12 protein-coding genes are annotated in these 15,824 nt (G+C 39.7%); 8 read left to right on the top strand and 4 right to left on the bottom strand.

Going from position 1 to position 15,824, the window contains the following annotated elements; all coding sequences use genetic code 11:
• Positions 1–5 precede the first annotated feature (5 nt).
• Positions 6–2,045 carry a UvrD-helicase domain-containing protein gene (locus AC1M85_RS03620; protein WP_035267404.1) on the bottom strand — a complete coding sequence of 680 codons (2,040 nt, stop codon included), beginning with the start codon at positions 2,043–2,045 and terminating at the stop codon, positions 6–8.
• Between the two features lie 139 nt (positions 2,046–2,184).
• Positions 2,185–2,838, bottom strand: a complete 654-nt coding sequence (locus AC1M85_RS03615; RefSeq protein ID WP_092768184.1) for a YiaD family glycine zipper/OmpA-like lipoprotein — start codon at positions 2,836–2,838, stop codon at positions 2,185–2,187.
• A gap of 244 nt (positions 2,839–3,082) precedes the next feature.
• On the opposite strand from AC1M85_RS03615, the gene yihG reads away from it, so the two are divergent.
• The 6 genes from yihG to AC1M85_RS03585 all read left to right on the top strand — a co-directional run bounded on the left by yihG (position 3,083) and on the right by AC1M85_RS03585 (position 7,540).
• On the top strand, positions 3,083–4,012 hold the full coding sequence (yihG, locus tag AC1M85_RS03610) for a 1-acylglycerol-3-phosphate O-acyltransferase, YihG family (RefSeq protein ID WP_488213558.1): 930 nt from the start codon (positions 3,083–3,085) through the stop codon (positions 4,010–4,012).
• A 35-nt stretch (positions 4,013–4,047) separates the two neighbouring features.
• Positions 4,048–5,085, top strand: coding sequence for a preprotein translocase subunit SecA (locus AC1M85_RS03605; RefSeq protein ID WP_488213557.1), 1,038 nt, complete (start codon positions 4,048–4,050; stop codon positions 5,083–5,085).
• Between the two features lie 116 nt (positions 5,086–5,201).
• Positions 5,202–5,915, top strand: coding sequence for a septum site-determining protein MinC (minC, locus tag AC1M85_RS03600; RefSeq protein WP_180000266.1), 714 nt, complete (start codon positions 5,202–5,204; stop codon positions 5,913–5,915).
• A gap of 61 nt (positions 5,916–5,976) precedes the next feature.
• Complete coding sequence (minD, locus tag AC1M85_RS03595) at positions 5,977–6,789, top strand: septum site-determining protein MinD (protein ID WP_035267390.1); 813 nt, start codon at positions 5,977–5,979, stop codon at positions 6,787–6,789.
• 2 nt (positions 6,790–6,791) lie between these two features.
• The gene (minE, locus tag AC1M85_RS03590; protein WP_035267388.1) at positions 6,792–7,064 is read left to right on the top strand and encodes a cell division topological specificity factor MinE; all 273 of its coding nucleotides are present in this window, start codon (positions 6,792–6,794) and stop codon (positions 7,062–7,064) included.
• Positions 7,065–7,252: 188 nt separating this feature from the next.
• A complete protein-coding gene (locus tag AC1M85_RS03585; RefSeq protein ID WP_035267385.1) occupies positions 7,253–7,540 on the top strand; it encodes a PA4642 family protein in 288 nt (95 codons plus the stop codon).
• A gap of 111 nt (positions 7,541–7,651) precedes the next feature.
• On the opposite strand, the gene AC1M85_RS03580 is transcribed toward AC1M85_RS03585, so the two are convergent.
• On the bottom strand, positions 7,652–10,063 hold the full coding sequence (locus tag AC1M85_RS03580; protein WP_488213556.1) for a YadA-like family protein: 2,412 nt from the start codon (positions 10,061–10,063) through the stop codon (positions 7,652–7,654).
• A gap of 467 nt (positions 10,064–10,530) precedes the next feature.
• Here AC1M85_RS03580 and AC1M85_RS03575 point away from each other — a divergent pair, with 467 nt between their 5' ends.
• Complete coding sequence (locus tag AC1M85_RS03575) at positions 10,531–11,400, top strand: helix-turn-helix transcriptional regulator (RefSeq protein ID WP_035267383.1); 870 nt, start codon at positions 10,531–10,533, stop codon at positions 11,398–11,400.
• Positions 11,401–11,445: 45 nt separating this feature from the next.
• On the opposite strand, the gene AC1M85_RS03570 is transcribed toward AC1M85_RS03575, so the two are convergent.
• Positions 11,446–14,598 (bottom strand): DNA translocase FtsK 4TM domain-containing protein, encoded by a 3,153-nt coding sequence (locus tag AC1M85_RS03570; RefSeq protein WP_488213555.1) that lies wholly within the window; start codon positions 14,596–14,598, stop codon positions 11,446–11,448.
• A 261-nt stretch (positions 14,599–14,859) separates the two neighbouring features.
• On the opposite strand from AC1M85_RS03570, the gene trxB reads away from it, so the two are divergent.
• Positions 14,860–15,807: a thioredoxin-disulfide reductase gene (gene trxB, locus AC1M85_RS03565; RefSeq protein WP_035267378.1), complete on the top strand. Its 948-nt coding sequence runs from the start codon at positions 14,860–14,862 to the stop codon at positions 15,805–15,807.
• The last annotated feature ends 17 nt before the right edge of the window (positions 15,808–15,824 follow it).

The following is a 15,824-nucleotide window of genomic DNA, read 5'->3' as shown; positions in this document are numbered from 1 at the left end:
TGTAATTAACGTTTGAGTAAAGCTTTCAGATTTTGCAGATAATGCTGTGCCTGTAATTTTGGATCGATATTTTCAGCCAATTTCTTTTTTCGACCTAGCCAATCGACTTCATCTTGTGGCAACTCATCCAAGAAGCGACTTGGTGTCATTTGTTTCATCTGACCGCCATTTTTACGCTGTTCTGCAAGCGTCAAAGTCAGACCTTGTTTGGCACGGGTAATACCAACGTACATCAGTCGACGTTCTTCTTCGATGGTATCAGCCACAATTGAATTCTTGTGCGGAAGCAACTCTTCCTCAAGCCCCATAATATAAACGAATGGGAATTCCAGGCCTTTAGAAGCATGCAAAGTCAGTAAGTTTACTTTATCGATATCTTCATCTTCTTGCTGTTGCTCCAACATATCCAGCAACACCATCTTACGAATGACACTTTCGATATTTTTTTCATCGACATCTTCAGCACGATTGATCAAACTTTGAATACTGCTATAAAGCACTTCAATATTGTCAATTTTAGTTTTTTCTTGTGCTGGCGTCGCTGCCGTTTCTTTGATGTAGTCGATATATCCTGCCTCAACCATCATTTGGCGGACTTTAGGCACAGGTTCATCATCATCTAACAGTTCACGCGTAAAACCTTCGATAAAATCAGCAAACTCAGCCAATTGAGATGTCGCCTTCTTCGGTAATACCATACTTAGGCGCTGATCATTCGCGGCACCTAGTAGAGAAAGATTATTCTCTTGCGCAAATAAACCTAGTTTTTCTAAAGTCACAGGTCCTATGGCGCGTTTAGGTGTGTTGATAATCCGTAAGAAAGCACTGTCATCTTCAGGATTAATAATGAGACGTAGATAGCTCATAATATCCTTGATTTCAGCACGACCAAAGAACGACTGACCACCAGAAAGTTTGTAAGGAATCTGCATCTGACGAAGTTGTGTTTCTAAAACACGTGCTTGGAAATTTCCACGGTATAACACGGCGTAATCTTTCCAATTTTTGCCATTCATCAATTTATGAGTCAGCAAATCTTTAACAACACGTTCCGCTTCATCATCATCATTACGACAAGTAATAATACGGATCACCTCACCATGTCCTTTATCACTCCACAATTTTTTATCAAAAATATGTGGGTTATTCTCAATCACATGGTTTGCAGCTTTTAAAATACGACTGGTTGAACGATAGTTTTGCTCAAGCTTAATGACTTTTAAATTGGGGAAATCTTCCTTCAATAAGGCCATGTTTTCTGGCTTTGCCCCCCGCCAAGCATAAATTGATTGGTCATCATCCCCTACAGCCGTAAATTGTCCCATGACACCAACAAGCAGTTTGACCAAGATATATTGGGCGGTATTGGTATCTTGATATTCATCAACCAATAAATAACGTACACGGTTTTGCCATTTATCACGGACTTCAGCATTTTCTTGAAGAAGGCGTGTCGGCATTACGATTAAATCGTCAAAATCGACCGCATTATAGGCACGTAAATTACGCTCATAAAGTTGATAGAGATGCGCAAATTGAACATCTTCAGCCGTTTCACAAGTCGTATGTGCTTGCTCAGGCAAAATTAGATCGTTTTTCCAATCTGAGATCATCTTCATCGCTTTTGCGATCAGCTCTTTACTTTCTGCACCAGACAAATTATCTCGGTGCATTAAATCCATTAAAATACGCTTACAGTCATCAGCATCTAAAATGGAAAAGTTTGCTTTAAGTGGCGTATGTTTTAATTCTAGTCTTAATAAATTCAAACCAAAGGTGTGAAAGGTAGAAACAGATAAACCCTTTCCATCCTCTTTACCAAGCAATTTACCGACACGCTCTTTCATCTCTCGTGCAGCTTTGTTGGTAAAAGTCATCGCCGTAATACGATGTGCTGGTATACCGCATTTTTTGACTAAATATGCAATTTTCTGTGTGATTACAGAGGTCTTACCTGAGCCTGCCCCAGCAAGTACTAACAAGGGTCCTTGAGTGTATTTCATGGCTTCAAGTTGCTTGTCGTTCAAATGACTGGCTGATGACATATTCTTTCCTCTTTTCCTTCAGCGCTCGATTATAGTCATCTGCTTCGAATATGACTAACGTTAAATTTAATGAAGGTATATTTGAATAAATTTCAGACATAAAAAAACCACCCGAAGGTGGCTTTTTTAAGATCATGTATTATTGAACTGCGTAAACAGCAATCTCTACACGACGGTTTTGTTCTTTACCTGCTGCAGTTGTGTTATCAGCAATTGGGTTTGAAGAACCTAAACCTTGAGCATTAATACGTGCTGTAGAAACACCCTTAGATGCTAAATAGCTAGCAACAGATTGAGCACGTGCTTGTGACAATGGGATGTTAATCGCATCATTACCTGAACTATCAGTATAACCAGTTACAAGGATACCGCTCTTGTTGTCTTCAGTTAAAACTTGTGCAACACGGTTTAAAGTGTCATAGAAGTTTGGCTTGATATTTGATTTATTTGTATCAAACGTGATAGCACCTGGCATTACTAAGTTAATAGAGCCATCTGGATTACGGTTTACATCAATACCTGTACCAGCAGTTGCTTGGCGTAATTTTTTCTCTTTATTGTCGAGATATACGCCTGCAGCACCACCTAATACAGCACCAATGGCTGCTGCACGGTTATTTTGACGGCTAGTGTTCGCATTACCTTTAGAAACACCGTAACCAGCTGCTGCACCAATTAAAGCACCCAATGCAGTTTTGTCATACTCGACGCCACCAATATTGTTACCAGTTGTTTGACAACCAGAAAGTACCATTGCCCCAACCACTGCAGCTGAAATAGCTAATGCACGCATGGGATGACTCCTTTTATATGTTTTTGTATGTGATGAATAATGATTTGTTAGAAACAATTTAACCATTACTATTTTGTTAATAATAAACAGTTTATTAACAATATGTAATCTTTTGTAGCATCTTTCGTTAATGCTTCATCATATTTTATACATAGTTAAGAAAACGGGCTTTGTGATTTGAGCGACTCGATTTATAGTGTTTTAAAAATTTCAATCACATGCAATCACTTTTTAGGACTGTGCAATGGCAGCAGAGAAGCAGAAACAACCTATTTTAAAAAAAATTTCTAAGGGTTTAACCGTAGGTTCTGTAATCACAGGAAGTACATTTTTTCGTGGCCCACCTATTCTTGCATTAGGTTTGACTAAACTCGTAAAAAAATCATCAAAAATCGATGAAACCAATATCAATATCGCCAATGGTTGGATTGGTACGAATAACTGGCTCATTGAAAAAGTTCTCCCTGAGCTTAAATGGCACATTACGATTGATGAAGATCTAGATCTCAATCTACTAGGTCGTTACATCATGACCTGTAATCACCAAAGCTGGGTGGATACAACTGTTACTCAGTATTTTGGTCTTAAACGTATGCCGCTCACACGTTTTTTTACGAAATGGGAACTCATTTTTATTCCTTTTGTTGGGCAAGCATTCAAGATCCTTGGTTTTCCTATGATGAAACGTCATACCAAAGCGCAAATCGAAAAAAATCCTGCGCTGAAATATCGTGATATGGAAGAAGCGCGTAAATCGTGTGAACAACTGCTCAGCCAACCTTTTACCTTATTAAATTATTTAGAAGGTACGCGCTATACGCCCGAAAAACATGCTCAACAAAAATCTCCATATAAAAATTTACTCAAGCCCAAAGCAGGTGGTTTAGCACTTGCCCTAAATATTCTAGGAAGTGAAATTGATGCGCTAGTCGATATGACCATTGTCTATCCAGATGGTGTGCCAGGTTATGGAGATTTTTGGTTAGGAGAAGTTTCTCAAATTGCCGTCAATTTAAGAAAAATTGAAATTCCTGCTTGGGTGCATGGCGGCAATTATGAGGATGATGCCGACTATCGCGCTCGTTTCCAAAAATGGGTTGATGAGCTTTGGACAGAAAAAGATCAGTTAATTACACAGTTAAAACAACAGCTTCAAGCTGAATCTGTAAATTAAGCTGTCCTCAGAATGTATTGCATATGACAGATCGCATGACTAATTCTCGAAAAACTTTCCGTCCACAGCGTCATGACACGTTATTTTGGAAGATGTTCCTGATTTATGACATCTTTATGATGCTCATTATTTTAGTCAATTTGTTTTGTCTATGTGCCAATGCATTTTTAATGAGTAATTTTGGCTCATGGGTATTTGACACGGTTCAATTACCTCAAATTCTGGAGTTTTATAAATCCGAGCTTCACCCATGGGTCATCATTACTGAAAGTTGGTTTATCACATTTTTAATTGTTGAACTCGCTGTAAGATGGCTGATTGCAATCGTCAATAAACATCATCAGCGTTGGTTTTTCTTTCCCTTCATTCATTGGTATGAAATATTAGCTATTATCCCTTACCTTCGCTTTTTACGTTTAATTCGCGTCGGAGTGATTGCCTATAGACTGCATGAGCTAGGCTATAAAGTCATACCTAATAAATGGTTCAGACGTCTTAATTTTTACTATAACGTGATCATGGAAGAGCTCTCTGATCGTGTGGTGATTACTGTCATTGATAGTGTAAAAAAAGAGTTAGACACTAGCTCAACCCATAAAAAAATAATTCATGATCTGGTGAATCACCATCGAGACATGTTTGCCACGACATTAGCGCAAGTCTTACAAGAATCTTTAGCAACCGAATTAAAACTTCAAAAAGATAATATCTCGCAAGGGGTTGGTCACATTGTCATTAAAGCAATTGAAGACACACCAGAGCTAACACAGCTCTTAAAGCTGATTCCATTGGTGGGTGGTCGTATAGAACAGCAAATCCACAACATTGGTCAACGATTAGGTGAAAATATTACCGACGGTTTAGTTGAACCTTTTATTTCTGGAACCATTGATAAACCGAATGCGCATTATCAACTCATTGCTGAAAAAATTAGCCAGCTCAATATTGATAATCATGCATTAGAACACCTCGTTGAATCTGTCGTTTATGAAAGTCTTGAGTCTTTAAGAAAACAGGTGGCAGTAAAACAATGGCAAATAGAGTTATCAAAAAACAATCAAGTCAAGGAATGATCATTTCTCTATTAATTTAATATATCCGCTAGAGAATTCTTGAGAATTGAACTAGCATTTGCACAATTAACAATTTTTACTTCGATTATAAAGCGCGAAGCAAGCAAGGAATGAATATGGCAGATATTCGGATTACCGGTAGAATGGTGAATTTTACCCGAATTACCTTTGACACCAATGATCATAATGTTATCCGCCAACAATTAAGTGCCATGATGAGTGAAACCTCTTATGAAGGTGCGCTTGTCATTCTAGACACAACCGTTGAACAAGAACTCATTGGACTCATTCAATTGGTCATCAGTTTAGGGTTACAGCCAATGGCTGTCGTTGATGGTTTAATGGGTGATGAAGCACGTGCGATCCAATTCCCAGTTCTTGCGGCTGATCGTCCTTTGCAGCGCATCAAAGCAACAAAAGAACAAGTGGTAGAAGCCCCAGCAAATACCCCTGAAGCTGAGAAGGCTCCAACACACATAGCTCCTGCAACCACACATAAAACTTCGTATCACGATGAAGTGCTTAGAACAGGACAATGTCTGGTACAAGATCACGGCGATATTATTTTAACTGCTGGAATTAATAGTGGCTCTGAAATCATCGCTTCAGGAAATATACATATTTATGGCTCTGCTCGTGGTAGAGTCATCGCCGGCGCCGGTGGCAATACAGCAGCACGAATTTTCTGTCATGTTTTAGAAGCTGAATTAGTATCTATCGCAGGAACATATTGTGTTGCAGATGATATTCCACCACATATGCTAAAAAAGTCAGTACATATCTATTTAAATGATGCTCAAGAGCTTGTCTTTGAAGCACTCGAATTTTAATGTATAACTAAACATGAGAACCCCTATAGTATTGGGGATAAACATAACAGGAGTGGATTCGGTGGCGAAAATTGTTGTCGTAACATCAGGTAAAGGTGGCGTAGGTAAAACAACTACCAGTGCATCTTTTGCAACAGGTTTAGCCCTTCGTGGCCACAAAACTGTTGTAATCGATTTTGACGTAGGTTTACGTAACCTCGACCTTATCATGGGTTGTGAGCGTCGTGTTGTTTATGATTTTGTGAATGTATTAAATAACGAAGCGAGATTACAACAAGCACTTATTCGCGATAAAGAAATCGAAAATCTATATATTTTACCTGCATCACAAACCCGTGATAAAGATGCGTTAACCGATGAAGGTGTTGCACGTGTTATGGACGAACTTTCTCAAGAGTTCGACTACATCATTTGTGACTCTCCTGCAGGTATTGAACGTGGTGCGATTTTAGCAATGTACCATGCTGATGAAGCAATCATTGTAACGAACCCTGAAATTTCATCTGTCCGAGATTCCGACCGTATTATTGGTATGTTGGACAGTAAAACGAAGAAAGTAGAAAATAACGAAGGTCGTATTCGTAAGCATCTTTGTATCACACGCTTCAACCCTGAACGTGCTGATAAGCAAGAAATGTTAACAGTCGATGATATTTCTAAAGATATCCTTCGCGTGCCAACGCTCGGTGTAATTCCTGAATGTAAAAGCGTGTTACAAGCTTCGAATGAAGGTAAGCCTGTTATTCTTTATACTGAAGAAGCAGCTGGACAAGCTTATGACGATCTTGTTGCACGCTTCCTTGGTGAAGAACGTCCATATCGTCACATCTCTGTGAAGCCGAAAGGCTGGTTAGCACGTTTATTTGGAGCATAAAGATGGCAGGATTCTGGAGTAAACTTTTTAGTAGTGATGACAAACCATCAAGTGCACAAACAGCTAAAGATCGCTTAAAAGTTATCGTGGCATCTGAAAATGGTCTAGGTAAGCGTTTAAGCCAAGATAAAATTGATTTAATGAAAAAAGAAATCATGCAAGTTGTGAATCGTTATGTGCGTGGTGTAGATGAACAGCATATACAAATGTCGGTTCGCTCAGAAGCAAATATCGAAATGCTAGAAATGAATATCAATTTGCCTGAAGAACGTTAATCTGATTTTTGATTAGTCAAGCAAATTGAATCAGGGCAAAATATGAGAGTGGCAGAAATAGGCTATTAGCTATATTCCGCCCACTTGAAGCAGAGCTTCAAGTCTTGCGACTAGACAAAGCAGTGCTTCGCTCATCTAGTCTCATATTTTGCCCTTTTTTATTGATTAAAAATACCAAGGAGATTGTGATGGCATTATCACAGCCAGCCACGTTCAATGAAGAATGGTCAGACGAGCGTGTTTTTGCCTATTTAAATCAGTTACCTCCTGAAGGTGTAAACGCTGATTTTCATGTTCTCTATCATGCTTTTAAACATATGCGTGCTAATGACTATGAGCGTTTACTCACTAAATTTATAGCAGATGGTCGAGATCTTAACGCTCAAAATCCTGAAGGCAAACGTATTCATGATGTGATCGCAGAATTCCCACGCCAAAGTGCAGAATTCCTTGCTGTTTTAGCAAAATTTGCCTAAAAACAGATAAAAAAGCCTGCTTGAGCAGGCTTTTTTGATTTAAATCTATCTTATACCTGTTAAAAAATAGTTTCGTATTAAGGTTACTTATACGTTTGGGTGAAACTTAGATTATTTCCATTGCCAACCCAATGCAATAGCACCACCAACATCACCTTGTGAACTTGCGGTTCCAGATGCTTTATAGACAAAGCGATTCGTTTCAGAAACCCCACTAAATCCAATGGCAATACCTTGCTCACCATCCCATGTACCAGCAGCTGCACTGAACATACTTGCACCAGCATAAGTTGGCTGGGGTAATGAAGCGACAGCCAAAGACGCTGCAATAGCTGCTCGAGTGTCACGTCGTTCATCGGCAAAACTCTGTTCTAAAGCATTTACACGTCGACTAGTATACTCATTGGCCTGATTCAATATTTCATTGGTTCGTATATTCGTATATTCCTGTGCATCGCTCAAAACTTGCTGATCTGCTTGACGCATTTGTTTTACATTGACTGCGTCGGTATCCGCTGTACCTGCTGCCACATTAACAATTTGGCGCTGTTGCGTAGAGGAACCCACTGAAACCGTATTGTCCCGATCGGTAGACGAAGCATTTCCTAAAAGAACAGCATTATTTGCGTCAGACGTTATATTATTCCCAAGAGCTACAGTACTATTTCCTGAAATATTGTTGAAATTACCAACTGAATGCGTATTTTCACCCGTAACCGTATTGTGATTTCCTAAAGCTGTTGCATGTTCACCAGCGACTTGTGATTCAGCCCCAATGACAATACTCTCACGACCCGATGCTACTGATGAACTTCCGATTGCAAGAGCATCTTCACCTGTTGCATTTGGTAATATTGCATTTTCACTAGGATTTGTTCCAACAGATATTGCGACAGTTCCACCACTAGCCAAAGACGTTAGCCACTGTTGTTCGGTGCCATTAAAGCCATTTTGTACAGCAATCTCAAAAGCACTAAAACCTTGATCACCTTTGTCACCTTTGTCACCTTTGTCACCTTTTAAGCCTTGAAGTCCTTGATCACCTTTATCGCCCTTGTCGCCTTTTAAGCCTTGAAGTCCTTGATCACCTTGATCTCCCTTATCACCTTTCAATCCTTGAGGACCTTGGTTACCTTTATCTCCTTTGAGTGACGTCAGCCAATCTTGCTCTGTTCCTACAAATCCATTATTCACCGCCACTTGGTAAGCACTATCACCTTGTGGTCCTACACCGCCACCAGGTCCACCGCTTGCACCTGGTATACCTTGATCCCCTTTGTCACCTTTCAACCCTTGTGGACCTTGATCACCTTTATCTCCCTTATCGCCTTTTTCACCTTTTAATGATGTAAGCCAATCTGTTTCAGAGCCCTCAAATCCATTACTCACAGCAACCTCGTACGCACTTGGTCCAGCTGGTCCAGTGGTACCTGTACCTGTTTCACCACCAACACCATTATTTTCGAGTGCAGACACTCGGTCTTTTAACGCTGTAAATTCAATATCAATCCCTCTAATTGTTTGATTTACGTTTTGGTATGTAGAGCCTTGCATTTCAAATGAAAGGGGCATCACACTCCCCTGAAACATAGTCACCCCAGTACCCAGAATTCTTTGTAAACTGGCTGTCAATTGATCAACATTAATAGCATCATGAGTATCTAATCCCCATGCTAAGTTCATGATTCGGCGTTTTAATTGATCACTACCGACTGAAATAACATTCTCTCGATCTGCAACCGATGCACTTCCTAAAGCAACAGAGTTGCTCGCATAAACCTGACTCAGCTCACCAATCGCGACTGACTCTCTTACGGATGTATAATTTGGTCCTGGTCGAATAATAATAGAACCACCGACAGCCACATTAGTGTGACCTTGCACATTACTGTTGGAGGCAAATATATGAGAACTCGTCGCACCAACCTCATTAAATCCACCAAAAATCATCGAGCCATTAGTGTTGACGTCGTGAATATTATTCATACCAACAACAACAGATTTTACAGACGAGTTTAAATTTGAAATACCTATAGAGATACCCCCTTCAGCAGTATTTGAACTACCGATCGCAATACTCCCTTCCCCCTTAACCACTTGATTATTACCAATGGCAATATTACTTGTATGATGCGTTGTGTTTTGATTTCCAATGACCACATTATTTTGCGTTGTCGTTACAGCGTTTGGTGTCACCGTATTATTCAAACCAAAAACAGTATGATTCATCCCAATATTGACGTTATTGCTTTGTCCCATAACCACACTGTTCGGTGCAACCACTGAGTTATTTTCACCACAGATGAAAGATGTAGTGTCTGAATTCGTCGCTGTGCCTGTTGAACCCTCACATTCATCAGCTTGCACCTGACTCGTCATTGCGGTTAATGCCCCAATTAAAATCAGATAACCTGTCGTCATTCCAATATTTTTTAAAGATTGTGTAAAACGTGTACGTCCAAGTTCCCCTGTTACGACTAATTTTCCATTACGATTACGGATAACTCGGTATATATGGTTCATGTAATTCCCCTTAGTTTTTGACATGGTCATGTCACTTGCAGGTTTTCCATAGTTTGCAAGAAAGACCTTTTATAATGAGGAAAATCAAACCATAAAGCTGATAATCTAGAAGCCCCCCTTTAAGGGGGGATGAAAAAAATATTTTTGTGAAAAAATGATTAATATTTACTTTTTTATCTCAATTTTTTTAAAAAAATCTATAATTTGAATTTGTTATAATCAAAACAGTTCAATCGAAGATGAATTCAATAGGTTTTCGTAAAAGTGATCGAACAAGGCTCGGCACCCTCCATCGCCTGAGAAATCTTTGCTGTACTCAACTTCCGCTCCTTACCATTGCGCCCAGTATTTTTGACTATTTGAATTTTTTGATTCCACATGATGCCTACGGTATGGCACTGACCTATCCAAATGGTGAACCTTATATACTGTATTACAAAAATCTTAACCCTCGGTCGATGAGGTATGTGCAAGAAAATACTGAATTATTCTTAAACTTAAAAACCGAAAGCCATATCCGCTGGCTCAACTGCCCTATGTTACCCAAAGTCGGAAATCTTTTACGCCCAGATGATCCGTATTTTCATAGCTTAACCTACCAGATGATTGTGCGCCAAAGCGGTCTTCACCATACACTAGATTTAAGATTAGAACGCAATCATATTCCTGCAGGAGGTATTACCCTCTATAGGCGTATGTCACACCCCTTCCAATTACAAGATCATCGTTTATTAGAACAAGCTGGTGTCTATATCGAATATGCGCTTAACAATCAAATGGAGGATGGCGACGATGTAATTGAATCAGATCAAGCGTTGTTAATCGTGAATTCTCAAAATGATTTAGTCATGATGACTGATGCTGCAAAGGATTTACTGAATCTCTTCCCGATACATTATGAATTTTGGGAACCATATAAAGCGTTGCCAAAATCATGCTATCAAGTCATCAATGAGCTTAAATATGGGCAACAAATCCCCAAGCTTAGTTTGACCATTCCTAATGGAATATTAACCCTTCGTGCTGAATGGTTAAGTAGTCAAAATACAACCGATACAAATATCGCCTTATACTTAAAGCGCTCATTACCACGCTCCCTCATTATTTTAAAAAAACTAGAAGCACTTGATCTATCCCCCCGAGAATGCCAAGTGGCTTTTTCGTTAATTACAGGCATGAATAAAAGTGAAATTTTACAAAAATTATCCATTAGCCCTGCGGTATTTAAAGATTGTGTCAAGTCAGTTTATCAAAGCTTGAATGTTCACTCTGTGAGTGAACTGATCACATTTGCCAGCCAATGGACTACCCCCAAAAACAACACTTTTTTGAGTTAAATAAAAAAAAGCAACCTATGGTTGCTTTTTCTGAGTCAGTCTTCGTTAAACTAAAATTTCACGTTTACCATTTGCGCCCATTGCACTCACGATACCGTTTTCTTCCATTTGGTCAATAATACGTGCGGCACGATTATAACCCAGACTAAACTTACGCTGTAAAGATGAAGTGGATGCTTTGCGGGTTTCTAAAACAAAAGCAACACATTGATCATAAAGTGCGTCACGGTCAGAAGCACCATCACCATCCTCAAAGCCACGTGATGCTGGCTCTTCATCAAATGGGGTGAGAATTTCATCCACATAGTTTGGTGCACCACGCTCACGCCATGCATCACAAATACGGTTCACTTCGTCATCGGCAATAAATGCACCATGCACACGCTCAGGCTCAATTTTACCTGGTCCTAAGAACAGCATATCACCATGTCCAAGCAAATCTTCTGCACCACCCGCATCCAAAATCGTACGCGAGTCAATTTTAGAGTTTACACGTAGCGCAACACGCGTCGGTATATTCGCCTTAATTAAGCCCGTGATTACATCGACGGATGGACGCTGTGTCGCAAGTAATAAATGAATGCCAGCAGCACGTGATTTTTGAGCTAAACGAGTGATCATTTCTTCCGCTTTCTTACCCACCTGCATGATCATATCTGCGAATTCATCTGCAACAATCACAATCGAAGGCAATGGTGTAAGTCTAGGTGCACGTTCTCCAGCAACTGACTCACTGGCTTTCCAAGTTGGATCAAATAGATCTTCACCATTGGCAATTGCTTCTTCAACTTTACGGTTATAGTCACTCAATTTACGTATTTTTAAGAACGACATCAGCTTATAACGACGCTCCATCTCATTCACACACCAATTTAAAGCACTGACTGCATCTTTCATGTCAGTCACAACAGGCGTGAGTAAATGCGGAATATCGTTATAGTTCGCCAATTCAAGTTGTTTAGGATCAATCAAAATAAGGCGCAATTGATCTGGCGTATATTTTAAAAGCATCGATAGAATCATCGAGTTTACAGCAACAGATTTACCTGAACCTGTGGTACCCGCAACCAACATATGTGGTGCCTTGCCCAACTCAGTAATGACTGGGTTACCAGAAATGTCTTTACCCATGGCCATGGATAAGATTCCATCTGGATCCTTAAATTTTGGAATTTGTACCAATTCAATCAGGCGCACCATCTCACGTGTACTATTCGGAACTTCAATGCCAATGTAAGGTTTTCCAGGGATCACCTCAACAACACGTACTGATGCCATCGACATTGATCGTGCTAAGTCACGAGAAATATTAGTTACTTTCGAGGCTTTCACACCAGGCGCAAGATCCAGTTCAAATCTGGTCACGACTGGACCCGGTTGAGCTTCAATCACTTTCGCTTTGACATTAAATTCTTGTAATTTAATTTCTAACAGTTCTGATAATCTTGATAATTGTTCTGCAGTGAAGTTTACTTTTTTGTTTGGGTCTACTTCATCAAGTAAATCCAAACCAGGAAGTGGTGATAAATCTTTACGGCGCTCCGCAACTTGCATTGCACGAGACATTGGACGACCAGCAGCATCTGTTAATGGCGCATCGAAATCAAACTCATCCTCTTCAACTTCAGGCTTACCTACCGTTTCTTGCCAAGCTTCTCTAAAAGCATCTTTATCTGAAGATATACGTTGTTTTTCCTCATCACTCACTTTAGTAACAGGAATTGATGATCCCTCTTGCTCAACAATGTTTTGTGGTGATGGGGCAATAGTGTCTTGCTCTGATTCATATTCTGCGACTGTATCTGACTTAGGTGAAGTCATAAATTTAATATTTGGCGTCACCAAATTTGGACGCTTGACCTCTGGATTAGACAAAGCTTCTGCTTCATCCGCAAGTGATGCAAGACCATCAAGCTCAGAAGCTAACAGATCTGCTTTAGTGATCGCTTCCGCCGCTGCGCTCGATTGACTTGCGTATACAGCACTTGCACCAATAGCTGAGGTATTTTGGATTAGGGATGCTGTATTTTGATCATCAGCAGATTGACCTGAAGGATTTGTTTGATGATGAAAAGGAGTATGAATATCTTTGGCGTGCTGTCCTTGTGGAACAACTTCAAGCAATTCATCAAAGATTTGATCATCATTCCAGTCCAAAGCAGTATCTTGAACAGTTGAGCGCTGCTCTACTCGAACGTTTTTACTTAATTCATTAATTTCTGAAGTACGTTGATCAAGCTGATCCTCCTCTGCTGCGCGCAAAAGCTCATCAATTTCTCTTTTATGATCTTCATCGCTATGCAAGGCTTTCCAAACTTCACCCGTTGGAACAATACGTTGACTCTCACGCTCTAACTCATGCGCTTTCGCGATGGTACGCTCGAGCTCTGCCTCATCATCTTCATCAAAACGATGATTTTGTTGAGACTCTTGGAAACGCATATCTTCAAATAGTTTTTCAGCAGTACGTTCATGACGCGCTTGTAATTGATCTATTTCTTCTAAATGACTGACATCATTGAGCTCAGCTTGATGAGGGACTGGAGCTGAATCTTTTACAGGAGGTTCAATTTCTTTTTTCGCTTTTGGCTGAGTCGTCAAATCATAAGCTGATTCAGTCTCAGGTACATTTTTATAGAATAAATCTTGCAAATAAGCGGGTGTCGCCTTCAAAGTAGACCATGTCTTGTTCCACTGAATACCAAAAGCCAGTGTGATTAGAACGATGCTAAGTACGATCAGAAAAAAAACGGCGCCATAAATCGTCAAAAGCTGTTTTAAACTCTCACCCAATTCGTAACCAATGATTCCACCTGAAGCGTTAGCAAGCGTATCTGCAGGCACTGACCAAAGTAAATAAAACAAACTCGCGACGGTAAGTAGAATGAAAAATTGAGCAGCAAAACGAAATGGACGACTCAAAAAACTTCTTGGCCACCACACTTGAATCGCTTCAATGAATAAATAAATTGGGATCAGTAAACTTGCCCAGCCCAGAAATCCAAATAAGAGATCTGCAATCCAAGCACCTGCGACACCACTTGCATTTGAAACTTGTTGAGTATCACTCGAAATATGCATCCAACCCGGATCAAATGGCGTATAAGTCACTGTTGCTAAAAACAGATAAATACCAAATGATATTAAGAAGAATGTTAAAACTAAGCGCTGTGCATATACACTCGACACCGCAGTCATATACTGTCCTGTAAACGATTATTCATTAATGTTCTAATGTTGAAATGGAACAATTTCTTCATTATAGAAAACTTACTATTATGCACCTGTTCATTAAAAAAAGGTGCAGCTTTCTAAGGTTTCCTTGTTAACACTTTTAACTATATAGCTCAATTCGATTTAGTTGATCAATATAATCCACATTCATTCCACACAACTGTGGTGAAGTTTCACGTATAATTTTCAGTAAATCGATATATCAAATTAAAAGGATGCTTATACATGAGCGCTCGTCACTCAAGATTGATTATTTTAGGTTCTGGTCCTGCAGGTTATAGCGCAGCTGTATATGCTGCACGAGCAAATTTAAAACCAACTTTGATCGCTGGTATGCAATTGGGTGGTCAGCTCACCACAACTACAGAAGTTGATAACTGGCCAGGTGATCCTGAAGGCTTAACAGGTCCTGCTTTAATGGAGCGTATGCAAGCTCACGCAGAACGTTTTGGTACTGAATTGGTTTACGATCACATTAACGAAGTTGACTTAAATGTACGTCCATTCGTTTTAAAAGGTGATATGGAAGAATACACGTGTGATGCTTTGATCATTGCAACAGGCGCTACGGCTCAATACTTAGGATTAGAATCCGAAGCTGCTTATATGGGTCAAGGTGTGAGTGCGTGTGCAACTTGTGATGGTTTCTTCTATAAAAATCAAAAAGTCATGGTTGTCGGTGGTGGTAACACTGCGGTTGAAGAAGCGCTTTATTTATCAAACATTGCTTCACATGTAACACTTGTACATCGTCGCGATAAATTACGTTCTGAAAAAATCCTTCAAGATCATCTTTTTGCAAAAGAGAAAGAAGGCAAAATCAGCATCATCTGGAACCATGAAGTTGAAGAAGTACTTGGTAACCCTCAAGATGGCGTTACTAGTGTTCGTTTGAAATCTACAACTGATACTACAACACAAAACGTTGAAGTGACTGGATTGTTCGTCGCTATAGGTCACAAACCTAATACTGCAATGTTTGAAGGTCAGCTTGAACTACGTGATGGTTATATCCAAGTTCAAAGTGGTACACGTGGTAATGCAACTGCGACTTCTGTTGAAGGCGTATTTGCTGCAGGTGATGTTGCAGACAATATCTACCGCCAAGCAATTACATCAGCAGGTTCAGGTTGTATGGCTGCTTTAGACGCTGAGAAATATTTAGACAACTAATATTTATTTAAAAACCC

It is taken from the genome of Acinetobacter sp. 24-47-64, assembly GCF_057737055.1.
This window is presented reverse-complemented; position numbering and strand designations above follow the sequence as displayed.

Excerpts from the sequence above, each read along its gene's own strand:
- AC1M85_RS03620 (WP_035267404.1), bottom strand. The coding sequence starts at position 2,045 with ATGTCATCAGCCAGTCATTTGAACGACAAGCAACTTGAAGCCATGAAA.
- AC1M85_RS03615 (WP_092768184.1), bottom strand. The coding sequence starts at position 2,838 with ATGCGTGCATTAGCTATTTCAGCTGCAGTGGTTGGGGCAATGGTACTT.
- yihG (WP_488213558.1), top strand. The coding sequence starts at position 3,083 with ATGGCAGCAGAGAAGCAGAAACAACCTATTTTAAAAAAAATTTCTAAG.
- AC1M85_RS03605 (WP_488213557.1), top strand. The coding sequence starts at position 4,048 with ATGACTAATTCTCGAAAAACTTTCCGTCCACAGCGTCATGACACGTTA.
- minC (WP_180000266.1), top strand. The coding sequence starts at position 5,202 with ATGGCAGATATTCGGATTACCGGTAGAATGGTGAATTTTACCCGAATT.
- minE (WP_035267388.1), top strand. The coding sequence starts at position 6,792 with ATGGCAGGATTCTGGAGTAAACTTTTTAGTAGTGATGACAAACCATCA.
- AC1M85_RS03585 (WP_035267385.1), top strand. The coding sequence starts at position 7,253 with ATGGCATTATCACAGCCAGCCACGTTCAATGAAGAATGGTCAGACGAG.
- AC1M85_RS03580 (WP_488213556.1), bottom strand. The coding sequence starts at position 10,063 with ATGAACCATATATACCGAGTTATCCGTAATCGTAATGGAAAATTAGTC.
- AC1M85_RS03570 (WP_488213555.1), bottom strand. The coding sequence starts at position 14,598 with ATGACTGCGGTGTCGAGTGTATATGCACAGCGCTTAGTTTTAACATTC.
- trxB (WP_035267378.1), top strand. The coding sequence starts at position 14,860 with ATGAGCGCTCGTCACTCAAGATTGATTATTTTAGGTTCTGGTCCTGCA.